Origin of the sequence: Mesorhizobium sp. PUT5 (assembly GCF_052216645.1) — a bacterium.
Lineage (GTDB): Bacteria > Pseudomonadota > Alphaproteobacteria > Rhizobiales > Rhizobiaceae > Mesorhizobium.
Map to the genome: position 1 here is coordinate 372,445 of NZ_JBQOSO010000003.1, position 14,099 is coordinate 386,543.

General features: G+C 67.8%; 15 protein-coding genes. 6 read left to right on the top strand and 9 right to left on the bottom strand.

Annotation, left to right across the window (positions count from 1 at the left end; genetic code table 11):
- Positions 1–3 precede the first annotated feature (3 nt).
- Entirely contained in the window at positions 4–987 is a 984-nt protein-coding gene (ubiU, locus tag ACTDI4_RS03365; protein ID WP_442843253.1) for a ubiquinone anaerobic biosynthesis protein UbiU, read from the bottom strand.
- Positions 988–998: 11 nt separating this feature from the next.
- A complete protein-coding gene (ubiT, locus tag ACTDI4_RS03370) occupies positions 999–1,547 on the bottom strand; it encodes a ubiquinone anaerobic biosynthesis accessory factor UbiT (RefSeq protein ID WP_442839806.1) in 549 nt (182 codons plus the stop codon).
- A gap of 191 nt (positions 1,548–1,738) precedes the next feature.
- Here ubiT and ACTDI4_RS03375 point away from each other — a divergent pair, with 191 nt between their 5' ends.
- From ACTDI4_RS03375 to ACTDI4_RS03385, 3 genes are all read left to right on the top strand, one after another.
- On the top strand, positions 1,739–2,020 hold the full coding sequence (locus ACTDI4_RS03375; protein ID WP_442839807.1) for a DUF6455 family protein: 282 nt from the start codon (positions 1,739–1,741) through the stop codon (positions 2,018–2,020).
- An 85-nt stretch (positions 2,021–2,105) separates the two neighbouring features.
- Positions 2,106–3,623: a UbiD family decarboxylase gene (locus tag ACTDI4_RS03380; RefSeq protein WP_442839808.1), complete on the top strand. Its 1,518-nt coding sequence runs from the start codon at positions 2,106–2,108 to the stop codon at positions 3,621–3,623.
- On the top strand, positions 3,608–4,192 hold the full coding sequence (locus tag ACTDI4_RS03385; RefSeq protein WP_442839809.1) for a UbiX family flavin prenyltransferase: 585 nt from the start codon (positions 3,608–3,610) through the stop codon (positions 4,190–4,192). Before ACTDI4_RS03380 ends, ACTDI4_RS03385 begins: the two co-directional genes overlap by 16 nt.
- Positions 4,193–4,303: 111 nt before the next feature.
- Here ACTDI4_RS03385 and ACTDI4_RS03390 read toward each other — a convergent pair whose 3' ends face one another.
- The 3 genes from ACTDI4_RS03390 to ACTDI4_RS03400 all read right to left on the bottom strand — a co-directional run bounded on the left by ACTDI4_RS03390 (position 4,304) and on the right by ACTDI4_RS03400 (position 5,392).
- Positions 4,304–4,504 carry a hypothetical protein gene (locus tag ACTDI4_RS03390; RefSeq protein WP_442839810.1) on the bottom strand — a complete coding sequence of 67 codons (201 nt, stop codon included), beginning with the start codon at positions 4,502–4,504 and terminating at the stop codon, positions 4,304–4,306.
- 97 nt (positions 4,505–4,601) lie between these two features.
- On the bottom strand, positions 4,602–4,997 hold the full coding sequence (locus ACTDI4_RS03395; RefSeq protein ID WP_442839811.1) for a hypothetical protein: 396 nt from the start codon (positions 4,995–4,997) through the stop codon (positions 4,602–4,604).
- 164 nt (positions 4,998–5,161) lie between these two features.
- On the bottom strand, positions 5,162–5,392 hold the full coding sequence (locus ACTDI4_RS03400; protein WP_442839812.1) for a hexameric tyrosine-coordinated heme protein: 231 nt from the start codon (positions 5,390–5,392) through the stop codon (positions 5,162–5,164).
- Positions 5,393–5,614: 222 nt separating this feature from the next.
- On the opposite strand from ACTDI4_RS03400, the gene ACTDI4_RS03405 reads away from it, so the two are divergent.
- The gene (locus tag ACTDI4_RS03405) at positions 5,615–6,076 is read left to right on the top strand and encodes a universal stress protein (protein ID WP_442839813.1); all 462 of its coding nucleotides are present in this window, start codon (positions 5,615–5,617) and stop codon (positions 6,074–6,076) included.
- Positions 6,077–6,107: 31 nt separating this feature from the next.
- Here the strand turns inward: ACTDI4_RS03405 and ilvD are convergent, their stop codons facing one another.
- Complete coding sequence (gene ilvD, locus ACTDI4_RS03410) at positions 6,108–7,781, bottom strand: dihydroxy-acid dehydratase (protein WP_442839814.1); 1,674 nt, start codon at positions 7,779–7,781, stop codon at positions 6,108–6,110.
- A 435-nt stretch (positions 7,782–8,216) separates the two neighbouring features.
- Between ilvD and ACTDI4_RS03415 the strand changes: the two genes are divergently transcribed.
- Together ACTDI4_RS03415 and ACTDI4_RS03420 are read left to right on the top strand one after the other, a co-directional pair.
- Positions 8,217–8,675, top strand: a complete 459-nt coding sequence (locus ACTDI4_RS03415; RefSeq protein WP_442839815.1) for a transposase — start codon at positions 8,217–8,219, stop codon at positions 8,673–8,675.
- A gap of 328 nt (positions 8,676–9,003) precedes the next feature.
- Positions 9,004–10,149 carry a GGDEF domain-containing protein gene (locus ACTDI4_RS03420; protein WP_442839816.1) on the top strand — a complete coding sequence of 382 codons (1,146 nt, stop codon included), beginning with the start codon at positions 9,004–9,006 and terminating at the stop codon, positions 10,147–10,149.
- A 31-nt stretch (positions 10,150–10,180) separates the two neighbouring features.
- On the opposite strand, the gene ACTDI4_RS03425 is transcribed toward ACTDI4_RS03420, so the two are convergent.
- The 3 genes from ACTDI4_RS03425 to ACTDI4_RS03435 form a co-directional block, all read right to left on the bottom strand.
- Entirely contained in the window at positions 10,181–11,572 is a 1,392-nt protein-coding gene (locus tag ACTDI4_RS03425) for an FAD-binding oxidoreductase (protein WP_442839817.1), read from the bottom strand.
- An 84-nt stretch (positions 11,573–11,656) separates the two neighbouring features.
- On the bottom strand, positions 11,657–12,514 hold the full coding sequence (locus ACTDI4_RS03430) for an endonuclease/exonuclease/phosphatase family protein (protein WP_442839818.1): 858 nt from the start codon (positions 12,512–12,514) through the stop codon (positions 11,657–11,659).
- Between the two features lie 125 nt (positions 12,515–12,639).
- Positions 12,640–14,097 (bottom strand): phospholipase D-like domain-containing protein, encoded by a 1,458-nt coding sequence (locus ACTDI4_RS03435; RefSeq protein ID WP_442839819.1) that lies wholly within the window; start codon positions 14,095–14,097, stop codon positions 12,640–12,642.
- Positions 14,098–14,099 lie beyond the last annotated feature (2 nt).

Consider the following 14,099-nt stretch of genomic DNA (forward strand, 5'->3'; position numbering starts at 1 on the left):
GGCCTATCTCCAGATCTTGCGGTAGGCGCCGGTGGTCTGCCGGCCGCCCTCGGACATGCCGGCCAGGATGCCGTCGATCTCGGTGGCGTCGTAGCCCTGCTCGGCGGCGTCCACCGCCCTCCTGAAGGCGCGCACCACCTGGGTGACGTAGCCCTTGCCGCGCTGCCGCCCCTCGATCTTCAGGGCGGTGACCCCGGCCGCCCTCAGCGCCAGGATCATGCTGCCGGCGTTGAGGCTCACCGGATCCTCGAACAGGTAGTCGGACTTGTCTCCGGCCTTGAACCTGCCCTTGCAAAGGGTGGGATAGCCGGCCGGCTCGCCGGGCTCGTAGCGGTCGATGGTGAAGCCGGCCAGCCGCGCGGCCGTGCCGCCCGCGTCCTCGTCATAGCTCACCATCTCGGGCGGGGAGCACACGCCGTTGAGGTTCGGCGACCTCCCGGCGGCATAGGAGGAGAGATGGCAGCGGCCCTCGATCATCACGCACAGCCCGCCGAAGACGAAGGCTTCGGTCTCCACGTCGATGGCGCGGTTGAGGGCGGCGATCTCCTGCACCGAGAGCACGCGCGGCAGCACGACCCGGCGCACGCCGAAGGCCTGCGCATAGAAGCCGATCGCCTCGGGCGTAGCGGCGGCGGCCTGCACCGACAGGTGCAGGCGCGTGCGCGGATGCTCGCCCGCCATATGGTCGAGCACGGCGATGTCGGCGGCGATGACGGCATCGGCGCCGCATTCGGCGGCCGTGTCGGCCGCTCTGCGCCAGGGGTCGGTGCCGCCGGCCCGCGCGAAGGTGTTGATGGCGACCAGCACCTTGCTGCCGTGGTCGTGGGCGAAGCGGATGCCCTCGGCCATTTCCTCGGGCGAGAAATTGAGGCCGGGGAAGTTGCGCGCGTTCGTCTCGTCGCGGAAGCCGCAATAGACGGCGTCGGCGCCCGCCTGCACGGCCGCGCGCAAGGTGGCGGGGGTTCCGGCCGGGCAGACCAGTTCCATGCGGGCTCCGCTCATGCCCGGCCGCCTTCGCGCACGGGCGCGCTCGCCGCCAGATGGCGGATCGCGCCCAGTCCCCCCACGATGCCGGCATCGGCGAAGCGGGCGAGTGCGCCGCGCAGGCCGAGCAGGTCGGAAGGGCGCAACTCCGCGTCCTCGATGGCGTTGCGCAGCGCCAACACCGCTTCGGTGCGGCCGCTGACGGAGATGGTGCGGTGGAAAAACAGCGCATCCCCGTCGAGCGTCCCGTCGAGGATGCCGAGCAGCATCAGGATCGGGCCGCGGATGACGACGTCACAGGGCTCGCTGCCGGTCTTGGTGGTGACGCGCACGGTGCAGGATTGCCCGTCCGGCACCACGCTGAAGGCGAAGGAAAGGTCGGTCGGGTCGATGAGGTAACGCGCTGTGCGATGCTTGCCCAGCCGCTCGAACAGGCCCGGCCGGCGCCTGGCCAGCGAGCGCAGCGACAGGGTCAGCAGCGGCCCGAGCGGCAGGCCGGCAAATGGCGGCAGAAGGCGCCGGGCAAAGGCCGGCAATGTGCTTTCTTCGTTTCCTGCCGCCATTCCCGCCCTCCGGACTGTCGTCGACGCGCCACAATAGGCAGGCTCGCGCGCGGGAAGTTTGCTCCGGATCAAACAGCGGGACGAAACCGACGGGGCGGAATCGGCGGCGCGGCGACAGGACACATCCAGCCCAGCGCGGTTCCGCGATAGAATTCATGCGGATTGGTGGTGCGATCAGCAAGGAGGTCGCAGTGCAATCGGATGAGCGGCGCTGGCCGCAGACCGACAGGGTCTGGCAGCAATTCGCGCTTATGGATCTCGTCATGGAGCGGACGGGTGTCGATCCGGCCGTCGCGGTCCGCACGGCCGGCGGTGCCGCGCTCGCCGAGGCCCGCGACACCTGCCTGGGCTGTGCTTCCCATCGCGAGTGCCGCAACTGGCTGGAGGGCGGCGGCGACCTTGCCGCGCTGGCCGGCTTCTGTCCGAATTTTGGCTTCTTCCGGGCATGCGCCCGGGACCGGCGGCGGGCCTGACCTGCATCTTTGCGCAAGCTCAACGAGCTTCACCCGCGGACGTGGCATCGCTGCGCAGCCGGCGCATGGGCCGGCAGGATCCTTCATGCACCAGCGCAGCCTCCCTCCGTTTCCCGGCCTCGGCTCGTTTCTCACCTTCGTGGAGGGGAAAGGGGAACTCGCCACCATTTCGGCGCCCGTCTCCATGCAGCTGGAGCTCACCGAGATCCACCGCCGGGTGATCGCCGCCGGCGGGCCGGCGCTGCGGCTGACGCAGGCGCTGGATCGGCGCGGCGCGCCTGCCGCCATGCCGGTGGTGGCGAACCTATTCGGCACGGCCGAGCGCGTGGCCTGGGGCCTGGGCACGGATGTGGACGGTCTCGGCCGGCTCGGCACGCTGCTGGCCTGGATGCGGTCGCCGCAGCCGCCGCAGAACCTGCGGCAGGCGCGGCTGATCCTGCCGGCCGCGCGCAGCGCGCTTCAGACAAGGCCGAAGATCGTCGGCGCGCTGCGGGAATGGAAGAACGCCGACCCGGATTTCTCGCTGCTGCCGGTGCAGACCTGCTGGCCGGGCGATGCCGGCCCGCTCATCACCTGGCCGGCGGTCGTCACCCGTCCGCCGGGCGAGGACGACGCGGGCGCCTACAATCTCGGCATCTACCGCATGCAGGTGATCGGGCGCGACCGCGCCATCCTGCGCTGGCTGCCGATGCGCGGCGGCGCTGCCCATCACCGCCTGTGGCGCGCGCGGGGAGAGGAAATGCCGGTGGCGGTGGTGATCGGCGCCGATCCGGCCACGTTGCTGGCCGCCGTGATGCCCGCGCCCGAGGGGGTGACGGAACTGGCGCTGGCGGGTTTGATCGGCGGCCGCCGGGCGGCGCTGGCGCCTTGCGCCAGCATTCCCCTGCACGTGCCGGCCAGCGCCGAGATCGTGCTGGAGGGCACGGTCTCGCCCGAGGAGACCGTGCTCGAAGGGCCGTTCGGCGACCATACCGGCTATTACAACGCGCCGGAGCACTATCCGGTCTTCCGGCTGAAGCGCCTGCGCCTGCGCGACCGCGCGACCTATCTCACCACCTTCACCGGCCGCGCGCCGGACGAGCCCTCGGTGCTGGGGGCGGCGCTGCTGGAGGTGTTCAAGCCGCTGCTGCGCCAGCAGGTGCCGGAGATCGTGGACGTGTGGCTGCCGCCGGAGGCCTGCTCCTACAGGATCGCGGTGATTTCCATTGCCAAGAAATATGCCGGGCAGGCGCGGCGGGTGATGATGGGCTTCTGGTCGCTGCTGCCGCAATTTTCCATGACCAAGATGCTCATCGTGGTGGACGACGACATCGACATCCGCTCCTGGCCGGAGGTGATGTGGGCGATGGCCACGCGCATGGACCCGGCCCGCGACCTGATGCTGGTGGAGCGCACGCCGATCGACCAGCTCGATTTCGCCTCGCCGCTGGAAGGGCTGGGCGGCAAGGCCGGCTTCGACGCCACCCGCAAGATCGGCGCCGAGACCGCCCGCGAATGGGGCGTGATGCTGGAGATGGACGCCGCCGTCCGGCGCCGGGTGGGCGAACGGTGGGGGGAGTTCTTTCCTGAATTGCGAAAGGAGGCGGAATGCGCAGACGCCTGATCGTCGGCGTCACCGGCGCCTCTGGCGCGGTGCTGGCGCTGGAGACGCTGCGGCAACTGGCGGAGGCAGAGGTGGAGACGCATCTGGTGGTGAGCGCCGGCGCGCGCATGACCATCGCTCACGAACTCGGGCCCGGCGGACTCGGCCGATTGACGGCGCTGGCCGATCACGCGCATTCGCCGCGCAATCTGGCGGCGCCGATCGCCAGCGGCTCCTTCCGTACCGAGGGCATGGTCGTGGTGCCGTGCTCCATGCGCAGCCTCGCCGCCATGGCGCACGGGCTGGGCGACAACCTGCTCACGCGCGCCGCCGACGTGGTGCTGAAGGAAAGGCGGCGACTGGTGGTGGCCCCGCGCGAGGCGCCGCTGCACGAAGGCCACCTGGAGGCTATGCTGCGGCTCGCCCGCCTCGGCGCGGTTATCGCGCCGCCGGTGCCGCCCTTCTATGCAAGGGCGGCCACTATAGAGGATATGGTGCGCGAGATCGCCGCCCGGCTCGTCAACTGGGCGGGCGTGGACCCCGGCGCGCGCATGACGCGCTGGGGAGAAAATCCCGTCGGCCGGCCATAGAGCAATTCCAGCAAAAGTGCGAAGCGGTTTTGCGTTCGGAATTGCATCAAAACAAAGGGTTAGAGCGTTTCCGCGATTCGGAGAAAAGCGGAAACGCTCTAGGCCGCAGCCTCATCCCTTGCCGGCCATGCGCCGCAGCCCGCGCCGGGCGCTGCAGGAAAACGAGCGCTTGCCGTCGCCGCGCTCGGCCCCGCCCGCCGCTCCTGCCGATCTGTCCGGCCGAGTGGTCGGCAGGATGGCGTGGACCATCGCCGGATGGCAGGTCATCAGTTGCGGCAGGCTCGGCTCCGCCGTTTTCCCGGGCTTGCGCATCGGCGCTCCCTTTCCTTGCGCGAAAGCGGCGATCACGGCCGTGCCCATCCGCTGTGGTGCCGGAATGCGACGGGGGGAATGCGCGGGCGGAGAAGTGTCAGGCCGTGCCCCGGTCGTCTTCCACGGTTGCGGACAGTTGCCGCATCGAATAGGCGCCTTCCCGGGCGATATTGGCTATGTCGTCGAACAGAAGCGCAATGTCCACATAGACGCTGTGGTCCTGTTCCGTCGTTTCCAGTTCGTCCAGATCGTTCAGGAAGAAGAGGATCGCCTCGATCTGCTCGCGATGGCCGCGGGCATTGAACAGATGTCCGCGTGCCGTGCGCCGGCGCTCCAGCATGGCGAAACGCGCCAGCGTCTCGTCCAGCTTCGGCTTGCACCCGCAATCCAGCCGCGCATCCTTTATCACGGCCGCCAGCCGGGCCACGACCTCCAGGTCGGCGCAATGTGCGGTGGCCTGGGCCGCCGCCTGGCGTGTTTCGATGACGCGCACTTCTTTCTCCTGCGGCTCATCCCGCGCGGCCGTGCGACGCGTTGCATTCCGGCGCCCGCTGCGGCGCCGGCATTCGATGAACCGATGCCATCATAGCCTGCTTCGCCGGAAGCCAGTTTGCGCAGGCGCAAACAGCGCGAACATGCCGACAGGGCCGGCCGGCCTCAGTCGCGCCAGTAATTGTTCGCGGCGGCGACCGTCTGGAAATGGATCGCTATGACCTGGGATGACGCGATCAACTGGGTGGTGTCATGGTCGTATGCCGCGCGCAGCTTGTCGCGGACCTCGGCCGACGGCTGGGTCACTTTCACGCCGACGCGGGCGAGCTTCGCGGCCAGTTCGAAGCCTTCCTGCGGGGTCGCCGTCCTGAGAGAGGCAAGCCAGGTTTCAGCCATCGGAATTTCCTTTCCCCTGCATGTCCAAAGTATAAAGATACATAACATATGTATCTTTTAGAGGCCGCCGGCGCAAGCAAAATGATATGCAGCTTTCCGGCCGTCAGGGAGTGCGTCGATCTGCCGGGGCGTCGCAACCGCCGCGTCCGTGGCAATCGGGGGTGCAGGCGCTGCGGAAATCGGCCTATGCTGCCTGCCGGTTCAACGGAGACCAGGCTGCCGATGTATTCCCATATTCTCGTCGCGACCGACGGCTCGGACTTTTCGCAGCGCGGGGTCGACCACGGCCTTGCGCTGGCCTCCGTCCACGGCAGCCGGGTCACCATCCTCCACGTCACCGAGATTTTTCCGGTCTACGCGGCGCGCCCGGAATTCGAGAACGTCTCGGTCGTGGAGACGATGGCGCTCTACCGGCGGGCCGGCAAGGAGTTCGCCGGGCAGGTGCTGGCCGCGGCGGCCGCGGCGGCAAAGGCACGCGGCGTTGCCTGCGAGACGGTGCATGTCGACCAGATGCGGCCGGCCGAGGCCATCGTGGAGGTCGCCAGGGACAAGGGTTGCGACCTCATCGTCATGACCTCCCACGGGGCCTCGCACGGCCGGCGCGGGCATGACCGCGCGTTCCTCGGCAGCCAGGCGGTCGAGGTGCTGGTCACCAGCCCCGTGCCGGTGCTGGTGGTGCGCTGACAAGGCCGCTTTTAGGGTCGCTTTCGCCGGCCTATCCGGTGACGGCGCCTTCGTTGGCCGGGCGGGCGAGCGCCGAGAACTTGGCCATCACACCGCGCCGGTAGCGCGGCTCCGGCTGCTTCCACGCTGCGCGCCGACGGGCGATCTCGGCCTCGTCCACCTCCAGTTGCAGGAGCAGCCTGTGGGCGTCGATGGTGATGGTGTCGCCTTCCTCCACCAGTGCGATGGTGCCGCCGACATAGGCTTCCGGCGCGACATGGCCCACCACCATGCCCCAGGTGCCGCCGGAAAAGCGGCCATCGGTGACGAGGCCGACGCTTTCGCCAAGGCCGCGCCCGACCAGCGCCGAGGTCGGCGCCAGCATCTCCGGCATACCCGGCCCGCCCTTCGGCCCGAGATAGCGCAGCACCACCACGTCGCCCGGCTTGATCTTGTCGGACAGGATCGCCTCCATCGCCGACTGCTCGTCATCGAAAACGCGCGCCGGGCCGGTGATCGCAGGGCTTTTCAGGCCGGTGATCTTGGCCACCGCGCCGTCCTCGGCAAGGTTGCCCTTGAGGATGGCGAGATGGCCCTCGCGATAGAGCGCCTTTTCGATGGGCATGATGACGTCCTGGTCGGCGCGTGGCTCGTCCGGCACGGCGGCCAGTTCCTGCGCCAGCGTACGGCCGGTAATCGTCAGGCAATCGCCGTGGACGAGGCCGGCGTTGAGCAGGATCTTCAGCACCTGCGGGACGCCGCCGGCCTGATGCAGGTCGACCGCCATGTATTTCCCCGAAGGCTTGAGGTCGCAGATCACCGGGACCTTGCGGCGCACGCGCTCGAAATCGTCGAGCGTCCAGTCGACCTCGGCGGCATGCGCGATGGCCAGATAATGCAGCACCGCATTGGTGGAGCCGCCGATCGCCATGATCAGCGCCACCGCGTTCTCGATCGAATTGCGCGTGATGATGTCGCGCGGACAGATATTCCTCTTCACCGCATCGACCAGCACGCGGCCGGATTCGGCAGCACTTTCCAGCTTCTCGCGGTCGGGGCTGGCCATGGTCGAGGAATGGAGCAGCGACATGCCGAGCGCCTCGAAGGAGGAGCTCATCGTGTTGGCCGTGTACATGCCGCCGCAGGAGCCGGTCGTGGGGCACGCATTGCGCTCGATGCCCTCGAAATCCTCCTCGCTCATGGTTCCGGCCATGAAGGCGCCCACCGCTTCGAAGGCCGAGACGATGGAAAGGTCCTGCCCCTTCCAGCGGCCGGGCTTGATCGTGCCACCATACACGTAGATGGCCGGCGCGTTGGCGCGCAGGATACCGATCATGCCGCCCGGCATGTTCTTGTCGCAGCCGCCCAGCACCAGCACCCCGTCCATCCATTGGCCCTGCACCGAGGTCTCGACGCAGTCCGCGATCACCTCGCGCGACACCAGCGAATATTTCATGCCTTCCGTGCCCATCGACATGCCGTCGGATATGGTCGGCGTGCCGAACGTCTGCGGATTGGCGCCGGCGGCCTTGATCGCCGCCGCCGCGGCGTCCGCCAGCGGCTGCAGGCCGGCATTGCAAGGCGTGATGGTGGAATGGCCGTTGGCGATGCCGATCATCGGCTTGTCGAAATCGGCCTTCTCATAGCCCAGCGCGTAGAACATGGCCCGGTTCGGCGAGCGGGCCACGCCTTGCGTGATGTGTTTCGAGCGTTCGTTGAAAGGCATGGCGGAAACCTCGACCTGGCGATATGGCGGCGTTCTTCTTTCTGCGATCGGGGAGCGGAACCTTTCCCGCAACACTTCGCATAGCCGCCAAAACAAACATGGCCAGTATATTTATGACTGTCCACGCCGCAATCGTCGAAGCGGGGAAGCGCCCATTCGCCGCTGTTGACGATGGCCGGCCCGCTGCCCGTCGCCGGATGATCGCCTGCGGAGGGTGCACATTCGGCCGCGTCATCGACCTGCGCTGCTTCTCATTGGCAAGCATGATGAAGGCATTGCCCTTGATCAGCGGAAGAACAGGATTGGTAGAACAGTCGATGGCCGGGCCGGTTAACCTTGAAGATCGGCCTTAAAGGGAAAAAGCGCATGCATGTTGACTCCAATGTGCAGGTCATTAATGCTGGCGTGAGACACTGACCCCAAGTGGAGCATCTGATGGCCGATCCCCAGGAAGCTGAATCCGCGCAGACCGCCGCCGAAGTACCTGCGAATACGGAAGCGCCTGAAGCGAGGAAGAAGGCTCCGCGGCCGAGGAAGGCGAAGGCGCAGCCCAAGCAGGCCGGGCGAAAGGCCGCGGCCAAGCCTGCGGCCGAGGCGCCCGCCGTGGTCCGGTCCGGACGGAGGGCCTATTCCGAGAAGGAACGCGCCCAGAAGCTTGCCCAGATCGAGAAGGCGATCGGTCACGGCGAGAACATGAAGAACGCGGTAAAGCAGGCCGGCATATCGGAGCAGACCTACTACCATTGGAAGAGGGCGGCGGCGGCTGCGCCTCAGGGCGGCGACCTCAAGGACCTCCTGGCGCTCGAGGAGGAAAACAAGCGCCTGAAGGGCCTCCTTGCCGAACGCCTGCGCAAGGAAAATGCCGAACTCAAGAAGAAGCTCGGGCTCGCCTGAGTCGGCCGGAGACTGCCGACGGGCTGCCCGGCGGCGTTCTTCTCGCTGAGCGAAGCCGTGCACCTTTTGCCCGTTCGGCGCGGCGGCGCGGTTTGATCGCGCCGGCGGCCTTGGGGCATGGCCGCGGCTTCGGGATTTCTCCTGGCGCTTCTCCCATGCCTGCCGCCTGCATCTCGGGGGGCGGACGCATTCTCTGAACGAGCCGCCTCGGCTGCACCGGAAGCGGCGCTTACCTTCCGTTCACCTCGTTTCCACTCGGCTGCGCGAAGTCCCGCGAGGCCATGCTAGGGATGAAGGAGAGGAAGCGGGCTCGGAGGGGGCGGCCAGAGTGGGATTCGATCCGGATACGCTGTTCCTTGCGGCCGGGATATCTGCGGCGGCATTGGCCATGACGATGCTGGGCATGTGGTTCCAGAACCGCATGGATCGCTTCCTTATCGGCTGGATGCTGGGCATGGTGCTGCTGGGAAGCGGCGTCATCCTCTATTCGACACTGCCGCCCAAGCTGACGGCGGTGGTCACCCTGGCCTTCACGCTGGAAATCGTCGGCTTTGTCGCCGTCTATGCCGCCGCCCGGCTCTTCACGGGCCGGCATGCGCAGCGCAGCGCCATCATCGCGCTCGCCATCGCCGTCGCGCTGCCCGTGGGCGTGCCCATTGCCGCCGGTCTGGATGGGCTCGGCATCGCCATCTACAACATCCTGGCGGCGGCCCTGCTTGCCGTGACGGCGCTGCAATATTGGAGCGTCCGCGGCGAGGCTCCCACCTGCATCATCGGCGTCACCGTGCTCTATCTGCTCTCGGCCTCTTCTTTCCTGGCCTGCGGGGTGATGCTTTTCCACGACGGCAGGTGGGTTCTGGACGGGCGTCCCGACAACTGGGCCGAGCACTTCAACGCCATGATGTCCATCGCCGGCATAACCGGCATCGGCGCTCTGTCGCTGGGGCTCAATCAGGCAAGGATCGCGCGCCGGCACCGGCTGGAGGCGCAGACGGATCCCCTGACCGGATTGCTGAACCGGCGGGCGCTGTTCGACAGTCTGGCGACCGATACGCTGGGCCTGGGTGACGCGGTGATTGCCTTCGACCTCGACAGGTTCAAGTCGATAAACGATCAATATGGCCACCACACGGGCGATCGGGTGCTGTGCCAGTTCGCGCAGGCGCTTCGCCGGAGCCTGCGGCCGGGAGACCTGGCCGCACGCACGGGCGGCGAGGAATTCGTGCTGGTGATGCGCGCGGCTCCCGTGACCCTGGCGACCGCCACGACGGAAAGCATCAGGGCAGCCTTTGCGGCGAGCCCGATGGAGACGCCGAAGGGTACCATCAAGGGCACCGCGAGCGCCGGGATCGCCCTTTCGACGTCGCGCGGCGACGATTTCGAGGATGTGCTCGGCAGGGCCGACACTGCGCTCTACCGCGCCAAGAATACCGGTCGCGACCGGATCGCCATCGAGTTGCAGGCCGTGGCGTAGGCGGGAAAATCCGGCGCTCGTGCGCCGGAGATCATGAGCGGACGACCTTGCCCGGGTTCATCAGATTTTCGGGGTCGAGCAGCGCCTTGACCGCGCGCGCAAGCTCCTGCTTGACCGGATCGGCATGGCGCTCATAGGCATCGCGCTTGTCGAGGCCCACTCCGTGCTCGGCCGAGAAGGAGCCGCCGATCTCGCGCAGGCCCGCATAGAGAACGTCCTCGATCGCCCTGTAGCGTTCGCGCGAGGGGCTGTCGGCGTTGATGGAGATATGCAGGTTTCCGTCGGCCAGATGGCCGAACACATAGGGCGCATAGTCCGCATCGATGCCCTTGAGGTCTTCGGTGATGCGCGCGACATAGGCGTCGATCGCGCCGCCGGGCACGGACACGTCGAAGGACGGCGGATGGTCGTGCATACGCTCGATCTGCTCGGTCTCCTCTCGCAGGCGCCAGATGGCCCTGGCCTGGGCGAGCGAGCCGGCGACCAGGCCATCGGCGATGCCTGCCGCCTCCCACATGTCGGAGAGGCCCTGCTCCAGCGCGGCCGCAGCCTGGCCGGCCGTGTCGGCGGCGAGTTCCAGCAGCAGCAGGCAGGGCGCGTCGAGCGGCAGCGTGCCGGGTTCGAGGTCCAGCATCCTGCTCATGGCGAGCGTGAAATCGCGCCACATGATCTCGGCCGCGCGCAGGCTTGTCCCGGTCATGCCGAGGAAATGGCGCACGATGCGCTGGGCGCTTGCGGCATCGCCGACGCCGACGAGCGCCGTGGCGGTGGCGCCGCCGACCGGATCGAGCCTGATCGCGGCGCGGGTGACGATGCCCAGCGTGCCCTCGGCCCCGACGAACAGGTGCTTCAGGTCGTAGCCGGCGCTGGTCTTCAGAACGCGGGTGAGGTCGCGGAACACGCGCCCGTCCGGCAGCACGGCTTCGAGGCCGAGCAGGCGGTGGCGCATCGTGCCGTTGCGGAAGGCCATGATGCCGCCGGCATTGGTCGAGATCATGCCGCCGATGGTGCAGCTTCCACGCGCCGCCAGGTCGATGCCGGGGTCGAGCCCGTGGGCGCCGGCGGCTTCCTGAAGCGCGGCGAGCGGGGTTCCGGCCTGGACGATGGCGACGCGGGCCAGCGTGTCGATCTCCTCGATGCAGTTCATTGCGCCGAGGTCGCAGATGATCTGGCCGGCCGTCGTCGCCGCACCGCCGGCAAGTCCGGTGCGGCCGCCCTGCGGCACCAACTCGATTCCGCGTCGGGCGCAGAAGCGCATCAGCGCCGCCACGCCTTCGGTGTCGGCAGGACGCACCAGCGCGGCCGCCTTGAAATTGCGGTCGTCGAAACCCGGATCGCGGTTCTTGAGTTCGTCGCTGCCCCACACGGCCGCATGTCCCGCAGTCCTGCGCAGTTCAGCGAGAAGATCGTCCTGGCCGTCCATGTCCGTTTTCCTGCCGGGTTCGGCTGCGACCGGTCATCCTTCCATGTCCGCGGATGCGCGGAGCCGTCGGGGCCGGTCGCCGGTTCAGGCCGCCCTTCGCTCGCCATCCGCGTGGGCGGGATCGCTGTCGTCGTGCGCCAGGGCGAGATTCACGACGGCCTTGATCGGCAGGTGGTCGGACGCCATGCGCGCCAGCGGGGTGTCGTGGACCGCCACCGGCGACAGGATGTCGTTGCGGTTGGCGATGATGCGGTCGAGAGCCAGCAGCGGCAGCCGCGACGGAAAGCTCGGAACGGCGGCCGGCAGCGGGCCGAAGGCGGAGTCGAGCGTGCTCAGCGCGGAGCGGTCGTTGAGGCGCCATTCGTTGAGGTCGCCCATCAGCAATGTCGGAATCTCGTCCCGCGCGTTCATGATCTCGTGAATGATGCGGGCTTGGTGGGTGCGCGAGCGGCGCAGCAGGCCGAAATGCGCGGCCACGATGCGGATCGCGCCGCCGGTTTCCAGTTCGATCTCGGTAACGATGGCTCCGCGGGGCTCCAACCCCGGAAGCGTGATCTGGTGCACGTCGCGCACGCTGCCGCGCCGGAACAGCACGACGTTTCCGTGCCAGCCATGCGCCTTGGCCATTCCGGTGACAGGAACCAGCGCCAGGCCCGCTTCGCGTTCGAGCCGGGCCAGGTCAAGCAGGCCGTTGCGGTCGCCGAAGCGCCTGTCGGCCTCCTGCAATGCGATGACGTCGGCGTTGATCTCGCGGATGACCCTGCCGGTGCGCTCCGGGTCGAACCTGCCGTCCACCCCGACGCATTTGTGGACGTTGTAGGAGGCGACCAGCAGGCCGGCCGGATGCGGGTGGGGAGCGAACGCAGCCGGCTGCGGAGGCCCTTTCCTCTTCCTCAGCCGCGCCAGAACGCTTGCCGGAAGACCGCCGCCCAGTCTGCGCATGATCCTTCTGTCCTCCTCGGGCCCCTGCTTCGTGCAGGACTCCGTTGTACCTAGGTAATCGCGAATTCCCAAACAATCCATATATAGGCAAGCATGGCGAAACCGTGCCCCGCACGGTCATCCCGTCAAAGATAGGGCGACCCCAGCCACAGGATGCGGTCGAGCAGCCGCATGGGAAAGGGCCGGGCGCGCAGGCTTGCCAGCGTCACCTGCCTGGCGGAGGCGATGATGTCCTGGATGCGTGCGTCTATGCTGCCGGCAAAGCCGGTGTCGACCACTTCCAGATCGATCTCGAAATTCAGCCTCAGCGATCGCGGATCGAGGTTGGAGGAGCCGACAAAGGCCCAGGTGCCGTCGACGGCAAGCAGCTTGGAGTGATCGAAGGGGCCGATCGAGCGCCAGATGCGGCAGTAGTTCTTGAGCACCTGGTTGAACTGGGCCGTCATTGCCCGGTCGACCAGGACGAGGTTGTTGGCCGAGGGCACCACGATGTCGATCGCCACGCCGCGGCGTGCCGCCGTCGTCATCGCGCTGACAAGCTCGCGGTCGGGCAGGAAGTAGGGCGACATGATGCGGATGGTGTGGCGGGCGACCGAAAAGGCGCCCATCAGCATCTTGTGGTTCGTCTCGATGCTGACGTCCGGCCCGGAAGGCACCGCCCGCATGAGGATCGGCGAATCCGGCTCGCCCTCCTGCTGCTCGATCTGCCAGGGCTGGCCATGCAGCCTCTCGCCCGCCGCGAAATACCAGTCCTCGGCGGCGACGGCGAAGATGTCGGCCACCACAGGTCCCCTGACGCGGAAATGCGTGTCGTGGGCGCTCGCCTTGCCGGCGAATTCGGCCGTGAAACCCTGCCTGATGTTCATGCCCCCGACAAAGGCCACGGCGCCGTCCGCCACCAGGATCTTGCGGTGGGTCCTGAGGTTGGCGTAGGGCAGGCGCAGCCCCATGATGATGCTGCCGTTGAACACGTCGGTCGAAACACCGCCTTCACGCAGGTAGCCCACGATGCTGGGCACCGAATAGCGCGCGCCCACGGCGTCGATCAGCACGCGCACGGCAATGCCGCGTTTCGCCGCCGCGATCAGCGCGTCGGCGATGCGCAGGCCGATCGGGTCGCGGTCGAAGATGTAGGTCTCCAGGATGACGCTGCGCCGCGCCTGTGCGATGGCCTCGACCATCGCCGCGTAGGCGTCGTCGCCCGACTTCAAGATGTCGATGGCGTTGGCCGAGGTCAGCGTGTGGTGGGTGATCCTGTCGCCCAGCTTCTTGAGCGCGGCGAACCGCCTGCCGAAACGGCCCGCGACCAGTTCGTCGGTGACGTCGAAGCTGGGATGGGCCAGCATCTCGTGCCCGGCGGCGGAGCGCTCGGCGGCGATCGAGCCGCGCCGTATCCGGTTGATGCCGGCAATGGCGTAGATCAGGGCGCCGATGATCGGCGACAGGAGGATCACTCCGACCCAGCCGATGGCGGAGCGCACCTCTTCCTTCGTCATGGCCGCATGCACGCTGGCGACCGCCGCGACCAGCACGGAAATGACGGCGAGAATATGGGGCCAATAGGCCAGGAGCAGATTCCACATGA

Excerpts from the sequence above, each read along its gene's own strand:
- ubiU (WP_442843253.1), bottom strand. The coding sequence starts at position 987 with ATGGAACTGGTCTGCCCGGCCGGAACCCCCGCCACCTTGCGCGCGGCC.
- ubiT (WP_442839806.1), bottom strand. The coding sequence starts at position 1,547 with ATGGCGGCAGGAAACGAAGAAAGCACATTGCCGGCCTTTGCCCGGCGC.
- ACTDI4_RS03380 (WP_442839808.1), top strand. The coding sequence starts at position 2,106 with ATGCACCAGCGCAGCCTCCCTCCGTTTCCCGGCCTCGGCTCGTTTCTC.
- ACTDI4_RS03385 (WP_442839809.1), top strand. The coding sequence starts at position 3,608 with ATGCGCAGACGCCTGATCGTCGGCGTCACCGGCGCCTCTGGCGCGGTG.
- ACTDI4_RS03390 (WP_442839810.1), bottom strand. The coding sequence starts at position 4,504 with ATGCGCAAGCCCGGGAAAACGGCGGAGCCGAGCCTGCCGCAACTGATG.
- ACTDI4_RS03400 (WP_442839812.1), bottom strand. The coding sequence starts at position 5,392 with ATGGCTGAAACCTGGCTTGCCTCTCTCAGGACGGCGACCCCGCAGGAA.
- ACTDI4_RS03405 (WP_442839813.1), top strand. The coding sequence starts at position 5,615 with ATGTATTCCCATATTCTCGTCGCGACCGACGGCTCGGACTTTTCGCAG.
- ilvD (WP_442839814.1), bottom strand. The coding sequence starts at position 7,781 with ATGCCTTTCAACGAACGCTCGAAACACATCACGCAAGGCGTGGCCCGC.
- ACTDI4_RS03415 (WP_442839815.1), top strand. The coding sequence starts at position 8,217 with ATGGCCGATCCCCAGGAAGCTGAATCCGCGCAGACCGCCGCCGAAGTA.
- ACTDI4_RS03425 (WP_442839817.1), bottom strand. The coding sequence starts at position 11,572 with ATGGACGGCCAGGACGATCTTCTCGCTGAACTGCGCAGGACTGCGGGA.
- ACTDI4_RS03430 (WP_442839818.1), bottom strand. The coding sequence starts at position 12,514 with ATGCGCAGACTGGGCGGCGGTCTTCCGGCAAGCGTTCTGGCGCGGCTG.
- ACTDI4_RS03435 (WP_442839819.1), bottom strand. The coding sequence starts at position 14,097 with ATGTGGAATCTGCTCCTGGCCTATTGGCCCCATATTCTCGCCGTCATT.